The organism is Alteromonas sp. R7 (assembly GCF_055755235.1).
In genome coordinates, this window is the sequence record NZ_JBVTQX010000002.1 from 554970 (window position 1) to 570044 (window position 15075).

Annotated in this window: 14 protein-coding genes; 3 read left to right on the forward strand and 11 right to left on the reverse strand. The window is 44.7% G+C overall.

The features are described from left to right. Window positions 1-107: 107 nt before the first annotated feature. Complete coding sequence (locus AC0J2X_RS05200) at window positions 108-1448, forward strand: nitrate regulatory protein (RefSeq protein ID WP_069943732.1); 1341 nt, start codon at window positions 108-110, stop codon at window positions 1446-1448. An 82-nt stretch (window positions 1449-1530) separates the two neighbouring features. Here AC0J2X_RS05200 and AC0J2X_RS05205 read toward each other — a convergent pair whose 3' ends face one another. From AC0J2X_RS05205 to AC0J2X_RS05230, 6 genes are all read right to left on the reverse strand, one after another. Further along, window positions 1531-1734 (reverse strand): helix-turn-helix transcriptional regulator, encoded by a 204-nt coding sequence (locus AC0J2X_RS05205; protein WP_014948230.1) that lies wholly within the window; start codon window positions 1732-1734, stop codon window positions 1531-1533. After that, a complete protein-coding gene (locus tag AC0J2X_RS05210; RefSeq protein WP_039231818.1) occupies window positions 1727-2209 on the reverse strand; it encodes a hypothetical protein in 483 nt (160 codons plus the stop codon). Before AC0J2X_RS05210 ends, AC0J2X_RS05205 begins: the two co-directional genes overlap by 8 nt. Window positions 2210-2586: 377 nt before the next feature. Further along, window positions 2587-3228, reverse strand: coding sequence for a nucleotidyltransferase family protein (locus AC0J2X_RS05215; RefSeq protein WP_069943731.1), 642 nt, complete (start codon window positions 3226-3228; stop codon window positions 2587-2589). Window positions 3229-3230: 2 nt separating this feature from the next. Further along, window positions 3231-3923 (reverse strand): phosphatase PAP2 family protein, encoded by a 693-nt coding sequence (locus AC0J2X_RS05220; protein ID WP_069943730.1) that lies wholly within the window; start codon window positions 3921-3923, stop codon window positions 3231-3233. Window positions 3924-3954: 31 nt separating this feature from the next. Further along, window positions 3955-4275 (reverse strand): BolA family protein, encoded by a 321-nt coding sequence (locus tag AC0J2X_RS05225; RefSeq protein WP_014975655.1) that lies wholly within the window; start codon window positions 4273-4275, stop codon window positions 3955-3957. Window positions 4276-4280: 5 nt separating this feature from the next. Continuing rightward, on the reverse strand, window positions 4281-4922 hold the full coding sequence (locus tag AC0J2X_RS05230) for an alpha-ketoglutarate-dependent dioxygenase AlkB family protein (RefSeq protein WP_069943729.1): 642 nt from the start codon (window positions 4920-4922) through the stop codon (window positions 4281-4283). A 317-nt stretch (window positions 4923-5239) separates the two neighbouring features. Between AC0J2X_RS05230 and AC0J2X_RS05235 the strand changes: the two genes are divergently transcribed. Further along, on the forward strand, window positions 5240-6472 hold the full coding sequence (locus AC0J2X_RS05235) for a methyltransferase (protein WP_069943728.1): 1233 nt from the start codon (window positions 5240-5242) through the stop codon (window positions 6470-6472). A gap of 49 nt (window positions 6473-6521) precedes the next feature. Then, window positions 6522-7130: a peptidylprolyl isomerase gene (locus AC0J2X_RS05240; RefSeq protein WP_014975652.1), complete on the forward strand. Its 609-nt coding sequence runs from the start codon at window positions 6522-6524 to the stop codon at window positions 7128-7130. 90 nt (window positions 7131-7220) lie between these two features. Here the strand turns inward: AC0J2X_RS05240 and AC0J2X_RS05245 are convergent, their stop codons facing one another. From AC0J2X_RS05245 to AC0J2X_RS05265, 5 genes are all read right to left on the reverse strand, one after another. Continuing rightward, a complete protein-coding gene (locus AC0J2X_RS05245) occupies window positions 7221-8459 on the reverse strand; it encodes a dipeptidase (protein ID WP_420920261.1) in 1239 nt (412 codons plus the stop codon). A gap of 3 nt (window positions 8460-8462) precedes the next feature. Continuing rightward, window positions 8463-10808 carry a TonB-dependent receptor gene (locus tag AC0J2X_RS05250; RefSeq protein ID WP_069943726.1) on the reverse strand — a complete coding sequence of 782 codons (2346 nt, stop codon included), beginning with the start codon at window positions 10806-10808 and terminating at the stop codon, window positions 8463-8465. A 333-nt stretch (window positions 10809-11141) separates the two neighbouring features. Further along, a complete protein-coding gene (locus AC0J2X_RS05255) occupies window positions 11142-11657 on the reverse strand; it encodes a GNAT family N-acetyltransferase (protein WP_069943725.1) in 516 nt (171 codons plus the stop codon). A gap of 99 nt (window positions 11658-11756) precedes the next feature. Then, window positions 11757-12374, reverse strand: a complete 618-nt coding sequence (locus tag AC0J2X_RS05260; protein WP_069943724.1) for a hypothetical protein — start codon at window positions 12372-12374, stop codon at window positions 11757-11759. 169 nt (window positions 12375-12543) lie between these two features. After that, on the reverse strand, window positions 12544-15030 hold the full coding sequence (locus AC0J2X_RS05265; RefSeq protein ID WP_069943723.1) for a TonB-dependent receptor: 2487 nt from the start codon (window positions 15028-15030) through the stop codon (window positions 12544-12546). Window positions 15031-15075 lie beyond the last annotated feature (45 nt).

Consider the following 15075-nt stretch of genomic DNA (forward strand, 5'->3'; position numbering starts at 1 on the left):
TGAGTGCAGGGGCTAAGAGCAATGAGTTTCAAAAAACGTTTCGCCAATAGATGCACTCATCAAGAAAAAATTCGAAACGTGTGTACCGAAGATTAGCAGGCCTTAACATGCTTCATGAACCAGAACAGACCATTGCGCTTTGTAGCGACGCCACTAAGCGCTTTTTGCTAGCGGCCAAGCACGCCGAAATAACCGTGCTTGAGCAACTATCTAGTAATTGTCGAATTGTAATTGCCGTTCGAGAACTTATTCATGAACTGCAAAAAGAGCGTGGGGCCAGCAATATCTTTCTTGCTTCAAAAGGCGAGCGTTATGCCGCTGAGCGAATGCAGTACGTCAGTGCTAGCGAGCAAGCGGAGTCAATGTTGAAAAGCCACTTGAAATCGCTCTACCTGACAGATGAGATCACCACGGGTAACCCGCGGTTGTTGAGCAGCATTACACTTGCTATGCAGGCGACGGACTACCTGCCCAGACTGAGAGAACAAGTAAGCAAGCAGCTGCTGACACCACTGGAATCCACACGAGCATACAGTCGCCTTGTTGCCAGTTTACTTACGGTTATTTTTGAAGCGGCAGATATTGCAAGCGACCCGACAATTACTCGCTTATTGGTTGCATTGTTCAACTTTATGCAGGCAAAAGAATACGCTGGGCAGGAGCGGGCGTGGGGCGCTATTGGTTTCGCAGAAACTCATTTCGATGTTCGCCTCTGTGAAAAGCTGGCCGCGCTTCAGCATGCCCAAGAACATCACTTCAGTATATTTTGTGAGTTTAGCTGTAAGCCGCATAAAGATGCATTAGACGCGTTGAACAAAAGCCCTGCTGCAATCGATATTACACAGCTTAGAAATATGATTGCACAGCTTGGTGACGGCAGTCCGATTGCCGGAGAAATATCGGAAGTTTGGTTTGATGTAGCAACACGTCGAATGGATGCAATGCAGACTATCGAAGTGGCGCTCACTGAGGCCCTTACTCAGCAAGCTAACAGTAAAGTGGCCGATGCAAAAAATGAGATGGCCAATCATCAGCAGTTGCTTACGCGCTTCAATGATGAACACGCCACTGATGGCTCACCGCTCACCTTATTGTTCGATCCAAGTATGCCTGGACTCGCGGAAGACACCAAAGAAGACGAAATCAAAACGCTATCACTTAACGAGCAAACGAAAACTTTATCTGCTCACCGCTCTTTTTATGATTTACTGCGTTCACAGGCCCAACACATAGAAGATATGGGTCGAGAGCTCGAAGAGGCCAAGCGTGCAATACAGGAACAAAAACTGATTGGGCGAGCAAAACTGGTAGTAATGGAGCAATTCGGATTAAGCGAAAATAACGCGTATCGTCGACTGCAAAAACAAGCTATGAGCGAAAATACGACCATAGCGGCTATTGCCGCTAAGATCGTAAATATTACAACGAAAAACTCAGTAGGAAGGTAAATTCCGGCTCAACACAAATTCCGACTTTTTGTGCAGCGCCCTTTAATAGGCTTCCACTACAGAATATTTCCAATGTATCGATTTATTTAAGTGCGAATACTTGCTCAACTGGAATAGCAAAATATTCGGCAATTTTTAGAGCAATAACTACCGATGGTGTGAAACGTCCGGTTTCCACGGTACTTATAGTTTTTCTGGAAACACCTATCGCATCAGCTAACTCTTGCTGAGAGATTTTATGTTGCAATCGGAGCTTGTGAATGTGGTTATCTAAATCTTCATTCATCTAGCTCTTCCTCGCGCAACTTCCACAAAATGGATGTTCCATGAGCAGCCGCGGCTACACCAAGTAAGACTTGAAGAGCATTGGTAATCTCAAAGGGAGCAATTACTTCTACAAACCACCTACTGTCCCCCCAAAAAGCGAGAATCAGTGTGCCGAAAATCAGTATATGACAGGTAATGCGCAAGCTAAATGAGCTGACGTAGTCCACATATTCATCGTCAAATGTTAGTGTCCAAAAACCCAACCGGGATATATTTTTGGCAAACTTCGTTGATTTAATACCTAATGCTACGCAGTAAATAGCACTTGCTAATGAAGCTACCTCTAATGCCCAGTAAATAACTGAGTCTGTATTGCCAATTACAGCTAATGCAACTTGGAATAGCACAAATAAAGCTAAGGCGAGACTGACTTTACCCGTGATTGTTAAATACTCTTGTTCCGTCTCTGGTGGTACCAAAATTGATGTTGCCATTTTTAAATTCCCTATTATTAACGGCGCATTGATGCCGATTAAAGCTCACTGCGTTCTAATGTCACATGTGATACCTAAACGGATCATATGTAACCCTTAGGCATCAATGATACCCAAAGGTTACATGAATGCAAGTTTTTTATGCAACACACGTGTGCCGCGTTTACTGTAACTACGTTCTTTCGTAATTTTTTCGACGATAGGTACAGAGGAAATGCCGGGATAAATTGGCTAATTCGTAATGCTTTACTGATAGTATGAATGCAGAAATGAACAATGTATTGTTGTGCAGAAGAACGTTTATTATGGCTTTGATTAATCAAAGTATAGTCTGAAACATTGCGTGCCAATTCGTACAAATATGTACTGCTTTCCAGTTATTTATGAACTTTCAACAAAGGCCAAACAGTAAGCCAGTTCTTAGAAGCAAGTCGCGGTTTAAAAACTTCGGGCCTTGGATATTTTGGGTTAATACTTATGGTGCCGGCGAAGTTTGCTTCCAAGCCAAATGGCGCGAGTATGTCTAAATCATCATTAGCTAAAAGACGAACCGCAACACAGGTTTCTCGTTCTATCCAATAAGAAATAGCGTCGTGGCAATTTTGATAGGGAGCGTGCTCGTGAGCTACGTGCATACGCGCTTGGTTTTTAACTTGCCAATTAGCTTGAGGAACCATACGCGCTAGCTCGCGTTCTATGGCTTGTTCTTGTGCTTTTAGCCCTGGTTTGACGGCTGCAGAATTTGGTGAGTAAGCTTGCGGTTGAGGTACTGATTCCAATGTATTATCGGCACTCGCAACACTTTGCGGCGGATTAATTCCACCACTAAAGTAAATTACATCAATATCGTTAAGCGGAGTTGGGGTCGCTCTTGCGTGTAACTCATCCCATATGGCATTTCGAACAAATCCAGCACCAATGTACCCTTGCGGTAAATCGAGCGCTCTCAAAGCGCGAAGGCAACGCATGCGAAAAGGATCCCGCTTAATAATGTCGCCTAGCCGTTTGAGATCTTGCACGTTTAACCTTCGTCTTTTATACGCAGTTTGCGTTTCCACTTGATGATATAAAAGCAAAAGGCAGCCATACTGCCACCAGCAAACCACCCTGCAATTATGTCGCTAGGCCAATGCACGCCCAATAAAATACGGCTTAAGCCAATACAAAATACAAGAAAGGTGGCTGCCATGTAGATCCACACTTTTACTGAAGCGTTTTGCGTGAAGTACGTTAACAAATAGGCGATATAGAAATAAACAAGCGTAGATAAGGTAGCATGTGCAGAGGGGAAGCTTTGTGTATACACACTTACATCCTGCATGGGCAGCGGAGGACGAGGCCTGTCGATGCCAGCTTTGAGTAAGAAGGTCGTTGCGATCCCCACGGCAACAGCAATCAAAAAAGTCAGTGCCTTTTTCTTTTCACCGGCCATCGCCAAGGCTCCGGCAACTGAAATCGTGACAAAGATAAGTGCCGTATTACTGCCTAACGCGGTGATATCGCGAAGCGCGTCTTCTTTCCAACCCGATACATTGCCTACTTCGCTGATTACATTGAATAACGCATTGTCAAACGTAGTCAGCACGCCCATGTAGACAAACAACATCATAAGCAAAAAACCGGTGCCAAGTAGTAACACCTGAATAGAGGGTGTTTTAATGATGTCTAAGTAAGAGGCTAGCGCGCCGCTGTTTTTTGTTTCACTGCTTGTCATAAATCTACTTCCATTTAGTACAAAAAGAGCGTTATTGGTCGTGCTTGCTACCACCTAGGCAGTTTGGCGATACCATAGATTGCCCACCTCGAGCTTCCCACTCTGCAGGCGTATACGTGTGGAGTGCCAACGCATGAACAGGCCCTTGCAGCGCTTCAGCCGCAAGACCGTTAATTTCTCTGTGTCTCGCTATTAAGCGCTTGCCCTCGAAGGCATCACTCACTACCGTTACTTTGAAATGACTCTGAGCCCCCTCTGGAACATTGTGCATAAAACTCTCATCTACAACCTCGAGAAAACTCGGGTTAAGTGCAGCTTCAATCGTAGTTTCCAGAAACGCTTTTACTTGCATTTGGCTTACCTTGTTCTGTGAATAAGATGTCGGAATGTAAGATTAATTCTACCACCGATAGGCTTAGCCGTCTTCGCAATACCGTGCACATAATGACTTTGTGTCGTTCCTGCCATAATTAATACACTGCCGTGCTCAAGCACCTGTGTATACTTTTCCTTTGTTTCTTTGTGCTTAAAAACAAAGGGCCTTGCTTCACCTAAGGTGACGGATGCAATAACCGGGTTTATACCCAACTCAGGCTCATCATCTGAATGAAAGCTCATGCTATCTTGTCCGTCACGATACCAATTCGCTAACACACTGTTGAACTTTGTATTTTGGGTTGCAGCACATAACGCTTCACAACAATCCTTAATGCTTAAAAGGCTGTTCGTCCACGGATTTGGCGACAAGGTTAAATTCGAATAGGTATAGGTGCAATCGTCATCGCCGTGCCAGCTCTGAAGGCGGGGAATTTTTACCGGCTTGCCAAACAATCTGATCGAGTCCTGACGCCAGGGTAACTCGGCCTTCAGTAACTCAAAAAAAGTATCTGCATCATCTTTTGACAGTGCTTGAGGAAAATAAGTGACGTCGCCCTCTGACAGCGGGAGCTTATGAGATGAGCTATTGTTTTCTGGGGTCTCGAAAAGAGAAAACTGCATGCGTAACTATGATATTTCCGGTGATTTTTAATTTTGGCTGTGGGCACTTGATCTCAAAAGTGCTTAAACACACTTTTGAAGTTCCTCCAATTACACCTTAATTACGCATGCATTGCTAATGTGGATTTTTCTGCGAGCTATAAAAGTGATTCTTCCACCATTACATTGTCACCATCAACATTGCACGGCATAAGAATAACACGTTATTGGTTAGAGCCGCGTAGCTGATATGATAAGATAGGCAACGCGTACATAAACCAAATAGGCATTCCCAAAAGTATGTGAGTGCTTTGAGCCATCTCTGAAAACAGACTCCAATGAATACAGAATTTATTTTTGCCGACCGACAATTCTCGCTTATTCGCTACCCTGAAAAGCACCAGCACATAAGCCTTCAAGCATGGGATAGCGCTGATGAACTCGTTATTGAGCACATTGAGAGCTTACTAAGTGAAGCGTCGCTTTCAATTGGCAGTGGTGACAATGATGGCTCAATGATGATTTTTAACGACGATTTCGGCGCGTTGGGTTGTTGGTTTTCGCACTTAGCACCTTACTGGGTATCTGACTCCTACATATCTTTGCGATCACTCTCTGAGAATTTAAAAGCCAATCATTTACTGAGTAATGCAGAAACGGGTAATAAAAACGGCCTGCTAACCGCGCCGCTGAAAACCTTGACTAGCGTGCAAAGCTTAACGTTTAAGCCAGAAAAGGCGCCGAGTCTTGTTGTGCTGAAGGTCCCCCGCGCCCTTGCACTTCTTGAACAACAGCTTATTGATTTACAAAAATATATAACACCTGACACGCGTGTTATCGCAACCGGTAAAGTGAAGACCATCACAAAATCCGTACTCAACCTATTTGAACGATATATTGGCCCCACCACCACGTCCCTTGCCAAGAAGAAATCGCGGCTTGTGTTCGCTTCGCCTCGTGAGTCAATAAAACTATCTGACTCGCCCTATCCGACGCGCTGGCAGTGTAAAAGTACGATGGGAACGGCGTTAACTATAGACAATCTGGCTAATACGTTTTCTCGACAGTCATTAGATATAGGCGCGCGCATTATGCTTGAACATATGACGGTGAGCGCTAATGATGTGGTGGTAGATTTAGGCTGCGGCAACGGAGTACTGGGGGTTAATGCCCTTTCTCTTGCCCCTGATGCCAAAGTAATATTTGTGGATGAGTCCTATATGGCATTAGAAAGTGCCAGACTCAATGTGCTCAACAACTTCCCGGATAAAATTGATCAATGTGAGTTTGTTGCAAGTAATTGCCTTGAAACATTGATCAATAGAGAGAATAAACCTGCTGTTACCAAAATTCTGTGTAACCCACCGTTTCATCAACAAAACGCAATCACTGACCATATTGCATGGCAAATGTTCACTGATTCCCGGGACGTACTTATTAAAAGCGGTCACTTAGTGGTGGTTGGTAACCGGCACCTCGACTATCACATTAAACTTAAAAAGTTGTTTGGTGGCGCTAAGGTACTTGCGAGTGACAAAAAGTTCGTTATCTTAGGCACTGCAAAACGATAAGCGATCAAAAAACATGCGCGAATTAAGGAAAACATTTAAAGGCATTTTTATGAAGAAAATACTTTTATCACTGCTGACCGCCATCATGCTAATAGGCAGCAGTTCACCCGTTATGGCCAAGAAAGACGATGGGTCTCAGGTTCAGCCAGATAACTATTACCCTCGGGTGAAAATAGAAACCACCATGGGCGATATTGTGGTTGAACTGGACAGAAGACGTGCGCCAATTACCGTAAATAACTTTCTTCGTTATGTTGATAAGCGCGCCTACGAAGACACCATTTTTCACCGCATCGTGCCTGGTTTTGTTGTGCAAGGTGGTGGTTATACGGCAGACTTCAACGGCAAGTCGAACTTTCCAGATATCTTCAATGAGTCTGGTAACGGTTTGACTAACGACCTGCACACTATTGCAATGGCAAGACAAGGTGACCCGCATACCGCAAACCGACAATTTTTCTTCAACGTGAATGACAACAGCAGCTTAAACCCCGGAAGAGACTGGGGCTACGCGGTTTTTGGCGTAATTGTTGAAGGCGAAGATATTGTTGATGCCATGTCGGAAGTAGAAACTGAATATTCGATTCGCCTTAACGCGAATAACGTACCCATTGAGCCGATCATTATTAAAAAGATGACCGTGTTACCACCGTTGTAAAGCTCCCCAACTAAAATTAGCGTTAACTTTAAAGACATTAGTGTCCTTATCTTGTAAAGATAAGGACACTTTTTACGATTTAGGCAAGGTTCATTTTAAAGACTCGGCGTAGTCTTGTGCTTGAGAAAGCAAGCGTAGAACGTTGTTTCCCCAAATATCCGCTAAGTCTTCTTCGGTATATCCTTCGGCCAAAAGCCTTTCTGTTATAAGAGGCAGTGCAGCAACGTCCATCATGCGCTCAACACCTCCGCCTCCATCCCAGTCTGCACCTACACCAGTATGCTTAGGACCCGCAATTTTCAGAATGTGAAGGAAATGCGCCATATAATCTTCGAAGGTGGCACGAACTGCTGGGTGCTCCATATCAATTTGTTTTCGCTTAAGCTTTAATGCCGTGACTTCTTCAGCAGTCATCTCGGCAATATTACCCATTTGCTTAAACAATTCTCCATATGCTTTTTTGCGTTCTGGGTCGCTCGGTAGCTCTGTTAGGTAGGACCCATAAGCGTTTACATGAATAACACCGCCGCTTTCAACTAACTTTTTAAGCAACTCGTCGTCAATATTACGCGGATGATCATAGACCGACTTAGTGCCAGAATGAGAAAGAATCACTGGTGTTTTGGACAATCGAATCATGTCTTCTAAGAGTTCATCATGAGCGTGCGAACCATCTAGAATAATCCCTAGCTCATTTGCCTTTTTTACCAACTTTTCTCCCAACGGAGACAAGCCTCCGTATTGTTGGCCATTGGGATCGGTTGAGCTATCGCCAAATTGATTATTCTTGAAGTGTACAGGCCCAACCATTCTTAAGCCCATCTTGTAGAAGGTTTCTAAGAGACTTAAGTCTTCTCCTAGTGGGTAGGCGTTTTCCATACTGATATAGACAATTTTCTTTCCTTCATCAGTAATCGCTTTTGCATCGCCCGGGTTAGTAGCAAGAGCAAAAGTGTCAGGGTTGGCTTCGACCATCTTATGAATTGCCATCGCTCGCAGCAGCGCCGTATCTCGAGCAGACTTGAATCCTTCATCAGTTACCGGCCCTTGTGATGTGTATATAACCCAAAAACCACCATCTAGACCTCCGGCATCCATTCTTGGCACATCGACCTGAGAGAAGTCTCCATCCACCGTATGGGCATGCATAATGTCAAAGCCCGGCTGCACGAGTAACGCTGGCGTGTCTAAATGGGTGTCCATTACAACTATGGATTCATGAAACGCTTGAGTTTTAGACTCATTACCAGGCGACTGTGCACAGACACACATTGAAGATATGGATAAAGAGAAAGCAATCGCACCTAACTTCATACTTTTAACACTCATCATTTAAAAATCCACCGTTACTGTTGCTTGGAATGTACGGGGGCTTAAAGGTCGTCCAAACGAAGAGCCCGTAAAACCGAAAGACATCACTTCTTTATCAAACACGTTATCTACATTAAACCGCAGTCGAACATTTTCTGGCATCCCAAAATTGTTCGGGCCTCCAATATCAATGTAAGCTTGCGCCACCAAATAGCTTTCTAGCTCATACGTTTCGTTGAAGTCGGTATAGCGGATATCTGTATACTTCGCTGAGAAGTTAGCAACCAACCACTCAGTAGGTTCATAAGTTACTCCACCTGTCATTAGCCATTCAGGGCTATCGGGTAATTGACTACCAGCAGGATTGCCTGCAAAACCATCCACTAACTCTGCTTTTTTAAACGAAACATTTGCATTGAAATAGAGCTTTCTATCGAACATGTCTGGCTGAAAAACACCACTAAACTCAATACCATAAGCTTTCGATGCACCAGCATTCACATAAAAGGTTTCTGGCTGACCTGTAGCAGGATTGATGACGCTACTTGCAATTAAACGATTATCAAAACGTGTGTAAAACAGCGCAACAGCCCCGTTGTAATGCTCGCGATTAGTTCTAAAGCCCAGTTCATAGTTGTCTGCTTCCTCACCTTCCGGTGCTTCCACATCAAAGCCTACCGCGTTATCAAAGATGTCGTCGGTTCCAGCTGGCAATGCAAAATTTTGCGCGTAGGAAGCAAAAAGCTGATCAGTATCGTTAAGACGATATACAGCCCCCACCATTGGTAAGAAATTATCGGTGTATTCAGCGTCTACTGATTGCGGCCCATAGCCAGGCTCTCCATCAATTTCATAGTCGTCATAATCGCGATAGCCATCTAATGAATAATCTATAGACAGTGACTTAAAGCCAACCTCCAACAGAAGGTCATCATCCATCATGCTGAAGTTATCTTTTATAAAGAGTTGCGTAGTATCACGAACTGCAGTGTAGTCGCGACGATAGTACGCCACCTCATCGTAAATAACTTCACCATCAGCACTCCCCCCGGTTTTGTTAAGGCGGGCTTGTGTTCGGTTATAAGTATCCTCTTCAATCCAACCACCTGCTTCTAATTTATGATCTCCCATGAACCAGGTCACACTTCCAACAAGACCTTCACGTTCACCACCAACTGTCGATAGGCCGTACTGGACTCCTCTAGGGTGAACTACATCTAGACCTGCGGCAGCTTGATCAGTATAAATACTTAGTGTGTTGGTGTAGCTATCAGGCGAAACTCCATAGCCATTTTTATCTTCATAGTAAGCTGTAACTTCAAGCTGTACTTCGTCAGTTAAGTAAGTACCAAAGCCTAATGAATAAAGCTTGTCGTCGCGTATATTAATTCTGTCTTCGTAATAGCTTGTACAGTTTGAACCTGTGAATACAGGCGTAAAATCAGTATCGTCTATAGTGCCATCACCGTTAAAGTCATATACTTCAGGCTGCGCTTCGATACATCCTTCAGGTATGGTGTCTAAGTAACTATAGTAATAGTCATCTTTAAAGACTGACGCTGGCGCAGAGGGCGAGTCATAATCAAAAAAGTCATTGGAAACATATGTAGCTTGAATATAGCTGCTGCCAAACTCGTAAAGCGCCTTAGCTTCAATGTGCTCACGGTCGATTGTACCAGGGCCCCGCCATAGTTCAGAATCGGTTTTTGAACGGCTAACGTAAGCCTTAAATCCTTCAATATCACCCGTTTCCAGTTTCACGAAAGTACGTTGTAAATCGAAGTCACCCGCGGTAATGGCCACCATTCCGCCCATTTCATCCGAAGGCCTTACCGTATTATATTGTGCAATAGGCCCCAGTGACGCGTAAGTTGGAGCAGATACATCGCCCGCACCTGGAGAGGCGATTACAGCCCCTAAATTTTCGTTATCAACATAACGAAAGATTGGGCTACCGCCAAATGCATCAGAACGCCCCATAGGAATTCCATCAAGCACAAAACCCATCTGACTGAGCTGAAACGCTCTCACTTGAACCGAATTACCGAACTCATAAAGACCCAGAGCACCATCGGTTTGTACATTGAAGCCCGGTAAGCTTTCCAACATTTTCAGGCCGGATATTCCTGAGGGAGCTGAAAGCAATTCTTCGCGGCTTACGGCAAGTGTATTGGTGGCTTCATCGGTACCAATCGCAATATCCGTTTGTGAAACGCGCCGCCCAGTTACGACAATTTTCTCTTCAGTTTCGGTTTGTTGATCTGTTTGCGATTGTTGAGCATTCACATGTGATGACATCAATGCTTGGCCAATTACACCGGCCAACAACGAATATTTAAAGCTTTTGTGTGTACGTCTTGTGTTCATAGTTGTGCTCTTCTTTATCTGTTTTTATAGTCTGATAAGCAACCCTATTATTGTTCTGCGCACTTCCTTATGCGGTGATAACTTAAGAGCATTTTCAATAGCTATACCAAGACGATGGGAAAGAGATAAAGATTGGACGAAATGCCATCTCACAGAGATAGATTACGTATCCAGCACGTTAAGATACTCAAGAAAAAACATCTTTTAACGTTCTAACAACACGAATATAAGAGGAAGATCGTTTAGATAGGCACCATAGCGAAGCGATGCACCAAATTAGACAAAAGTATAATAAAATTAATAAGTATTTCTGAACTAGCGCTTCTTTTTAAGTTATCGTAATTCCAACCTGAACAAATGCTGTTTTGGGAACGTTTTGTCGAAGTAAAAGCCCTGCTTGTTAAACCCTAAGCGCTGTAAAAGCTTCTGCGACGCCATATTTTCTGGGTGCGTCATGGCTGTTAAAAAACGATAGCCCTTAGACGCAGACCACGCAATAACACACTGACATGCCTCATAACATATACCCTTGCCTCTTGCTTCAGGCAGCATGGCAAAGCCTAAATCTGGACATTCAAATGCAAAGCGATTGAAGAGACCACAAACCCCTAAAGGTTGTTTGGTTTCGGTTAATTCGACAGCCAGCAGGCCATACCCCCACTCTTCGCGCTGCGCATTTGTTTTGCCAATGTAGTCACACGCATCGTCTACTGTTTCGACATTTTTACTTCCAATGTATCTAAGCCATAGCGGGTCCTGCTGCAGCGCAAGAACCCAGTGTTTATCATCAAAAGTAAGCGGCCGTAGCGTTATTTTATCGTTTATAAAAATAGCGGTGTTTGTGTTCACACTAATCCTTTTAGCAAAGTTTTTATGACGCGCATGTAGTACTCGCTTTTGTACCTCTACATTTGAATGTATAGCTAGAAGTAAGACCTAAGGCAAACACTATCTCTTTGCTAGAAGCCTATCTATGTGCTCAAAGTGGTCTGGGTTGACCACTGCCGCGCGGGGGTACTTCGGGTTCGTTCTGTCGTTTACTCTTGGGTGCTCCCACAACGATGTATGGGCGATAAATCGCTCGGCTTCCTCTATACCACCGTGCTCTAAGCATCCACTCAAGCATGTATCTACGTACGTTTGATGTACGGGATAGGCGTCATTTGCCTGTGTACAATCGAGTGTTTCGCAAATCCAAAAGGTAAATTGTGCAAGCACATCGTCTAAGGACGCAGAACCCTTGTGTTGATGAAAGTTGAGTGCTTTAGCGCTTACTTCGACAAACCGATAGTCTTTTTCTCTCTCCTGTAAGGCAGGGTTAATTTGTGTTGGGATAAGCTGGGCGTTTAATTTGCTATGCGCATTAGCCACGGCGCCAACGTAAGTCTGCTTTTCATGAAGACTTCGCGTCACCCATGCCCTTTCGAAGCCAGAAACCGTCACAGGGATCCCTGGTGTAAAAATGTTGGAGTAGCGCTCTCGGCTGTCTTTGCTAAGTAAGCTTCCATAACCTAACACCATGTGTTTTTCGGTTTGCGTACTTAACCAATTCGCTATGTCATTCATTTTCACCTCTACTTCACAACCGCTCGACGTTTACCATCTTAAGCATGTTTATCTTTGCAGTTTATTCAACTGGAAAAAATCGTACTGACCACTTTCCCCTAGTATAAAAAAAGGCGATGTACTGAGAGCCCCAATACATCGCCTTGTATACCGCAGTGGAGTTGTTTAATTAAAACAACGCTCTCACACCCATAGTAAAGTTTCTACCTGGAAGCGGTGCTTGGTCTTTTAAGAAAGATGTATGAACACGGGCTTCCTCGTCAGTTAGGTTTTCACCGCGCGCAAACACTACCCAGTCAATGCCCTGCGTGCCAAACTCATATTGCACGCTTGCGTTAACCAAGGTGTAGCCGTCGGTTGCAGTCTCAAATGACGCAACGTCATTTTGGTCGTCGTACCACGTAAAGCCAACGTCAGCACTTAAACCATCGTTCACGTAGCTTAATTCACTACCAAAGCGCATAGGCGGCGTGCGCGGAAGGTTGTCGTCTTCAATTTCTGCGCGGATATAGTCACCAAATACGGTTAAGCGTAGCGTGTCTGTTAAATCAACGTAAGTTTCTGCTTCAAAGCCCCAGATGTCAGCGTCAGCCTGTTGGAAATAATAAATTGGCAAGCCTTCTTCATCGCCGTGTTCATCATGTCCATGTTCTTCGTGCTCGCTTTCTAATCCTTCCTCTTCGTGCTCATCGTGTTCTTCGTGCTCGCTGAGCGCAATTAAGCCTGTGCTTGTTTGGAAGATATAGTCATCTGCTTGATTGTAGAAGAACGACGCACTGTAGCCCCAGCTTCCGGTAAACTTACGGAAAGTAATATCTAGGTTGGTACTAACTTCTTCTTTTACGCCTTTAAGTGTTTCTTCGATATGGCCTTCCTCGTCCATATCAAATACTAGACCTACTTCGTAGCTTTGCGTTGCTAAATGCTGGCCAGCAGAGAAAAGTTCTTGCTGGCTTGGTGCACGTTCGCTGCGTGATAGGGTTACGGCAATTGAGTGACCTTCCTGGTATTCCCAGTTAGCGCCCGCTGAAAGTGATAGGCTGGTGAAGTCGTAGTCAGGGAAGTTGAAAGCAACAGCATGCTCTTCGTGTTCTTCACCCTCATGTTCCTCATCGTGCTCCTCGCCTTCATGCTCATCATGCAATACGTCAAGTTCCACTTCGCTGGCATCAGCGTCTAATGTCGTTCGCTCTAGTCGGCCACCAAGCTCAAAGGTTACATCACCTACTTTCTTTTGTTCTATAACATAAAGTGCGTAGCTTGATGTGGTATTAGCTGGGGTAAAGGCTTCTTCGCCCACGGCATTGTAGTCACTATGATTAAACTGTAGCCCGAATACGCCGTGCCAGCCGTTCACTTCTTCGTGGTAAGCAGAAAGACGGATATCGCTCGACTCATTAGTAAATACGGTACCTGGTTCACCATCTTCAATTTCAGCATGTTCGTAATCGGTGTAGGCTGCGGCAAACTTAAGGTTTGTAAGTCCACGTACTGGAGAGTGCCACTCACCGGCTGCTTGATAACGGGTCATATCTACATCAAGTAACACGCCTTCTTCAGCGTGTTCTTCATGATCATGTTCTTCAAGGTCGTGGTCTTCGCCCTCATGCTCTTCATCGTGCTCTTCCTCACCATGAGCATGACTATGGCCAGGTACGCCATATTTATTGTCGAGTTGTTCAACAGCAAAACCGAAGTAGCCTTCTTCAGCCACGTAAGATAAACCAGCAACGACGTTACGCGTCTCCATTGCGCTGCTTTCTAGCACACCGTTTGGTTCATCTTCATCGGGTTCGATAGACGCAAAACCCGGAATATCCGCGTTGTCTGTATCGCGATAAAACCCGTCGACATGCCATACAATATTGCCACTGCCACCCGTTACATCTGCACGGGTATACGAGCCGTTATTCACTGTGCTGTAGCTAGTTTCAGCTTCGCCTTCTACGCCGTCTAACTGATACTGAGGAATACGTTTGTCAACCACGTTAACCACACCACCAATAGCGCCACTGCCGTATTGGAGTGTTGCAGGGCCTCGAAGCACTTCCACCTGGGTTGCGCTTGAGAGGGTAGTTGCTACGTTATGATCTGGCCCAACACGAGATACGTCAGAAACATCCAAACCGTTTTGAACAATCTTGACACGCGGGCCGTCGTTACCGCGAATAACTGGGCTGCTTGAAACCGGGCCAAAATAAGTGCTGTGCACACCAGGCGCGTTTTTTAGGGTTTCCCCTAAGGTTGGTGCTTCTATTTTATGTAATTTTTCAGCACCAATGACGGTCACTGGCGTAACAGATTCCAGTACTGATGATTGAAGCGCATTGGCGGTAACCACGATATTTTCGACGGATGCAGGCTTTAAAACGAAGTCTACATTTTGACCCGTATTTACGTCGCCTAAGTCGTTATCACCATGAATGTAGTTAGAAGAATAAACATGTAAATGAATATGTGGCTGCTTTACATCGTCAAAACGGTAAATACCATTTGCATCGGTGTATGCTACACGGCGGCTGCCTTCAATCTTTACTTCAGCCCCTGCAATAGGTTGCCCTGCCGTGTCGGTGACTTTTCCCGTTACTGTGGTGGCATACACAGGCGCACTTAACAGCCCTGCTATGGACAAACTTAGCAGCGAACGCATTTTCATGGGTATTCCTCTGAGGATGTTATAACATTATCTAGTGATGTTATA

What these genes read in the sequence shown, in the direction of transcription:
- AC0J2X_RS05200 (WP_069943732.1), top strand. Translation starts at nt 108, where the DNA reads ATGCTTCATGAACCAGAACAGACCATTGCGCTTTGTAGCGACGCCACT.
- AC0J2X_RS05230 (WP_069943729.1), bottom strand. Translation starts at nt 4,922, where the DNA reads ATGCAGTTTTCTCTTTTCGAGACCCCAGAAAACAATAGCTCATCTCAT.
- AC0J2X_RS05225 (WP_014975655.1), bottom strand. Translation starts at nt 4,275, where the DNA reads ATGCAAGTAAAAGCGTTTCTGGAAACTACGATTGAAGCTGCACTTAAC.
- AC0J2X_RS05250 (WP_069943726.1), bottom strand. Translation starts at nt 10,808, where the DNA reads ATGAACACAAGACGTACACACAAAAGCTTTAAATATTCGTTGTTGGCC.
- AC0J2X_RS05265 (WP_069943723.1), bottom strand. Translation starts at nt 15,030, where the DNA reads ATGAAAATGCGTTCGCTGCTAAGTTTGTCCATAGCAGGGCTGTTAAGT.
- AC0J2X_RS05260 (WP_069943724.1), bottom strand. Translation starts at nt 12,374, where the DNA reads ATGAATGACATAGCGAATTGGTTAAGTACGCAAACCGAAAAACACATG.
- AC0J2X_RS05240 (WP_014975652.1), top strand. Translation starts at nt 6,522, where the DNA reads ATGAAGAAAATACTTTTATCACTGCTGACCGCCATCATGCTAATAGGC.
- AC0J2X_RS05235 (WP_069943728.1), top strand. Translation starts at nt 5,240, where the DNA reads ATGAATACAGAATTTATTTTTGCCGACCGACAATTCTCGCTTATTCGC.
- AC0J2X_RS05220 (WP_069943730.1), bottom strand. Translation starts at nt 3,923, where the DNA reads ATGACAAGCAGTGAAACAAAAAACAGCGGCGCGCTAGCCTCTTACTTA.
- AC0J2X_RS05245 (WP_420920261.1), bottom strand. Translation starts at nt 8,459, where the DNA reads ATGAGTGTTAAAAGTATGAAGTTAGGTGCGATTGCTTTCTCTTTATCC.
- AC0J2X_RS05205 (WP_014948230.1), bottom strand. Translation starts at nt 1,734, where the DNA reads ATGAATGAAGATTTAGATAACCACATTCACAAGCTCCGATTGCAACAT.
- AC0J2X_RS05210 (WP_039231818.1), bottom strand. Translation starts at nt 2,209, where the DNA reads ATGGCAACATCAATTTTGGTACCACCAGAGACGGAACAAGAGTATTTA.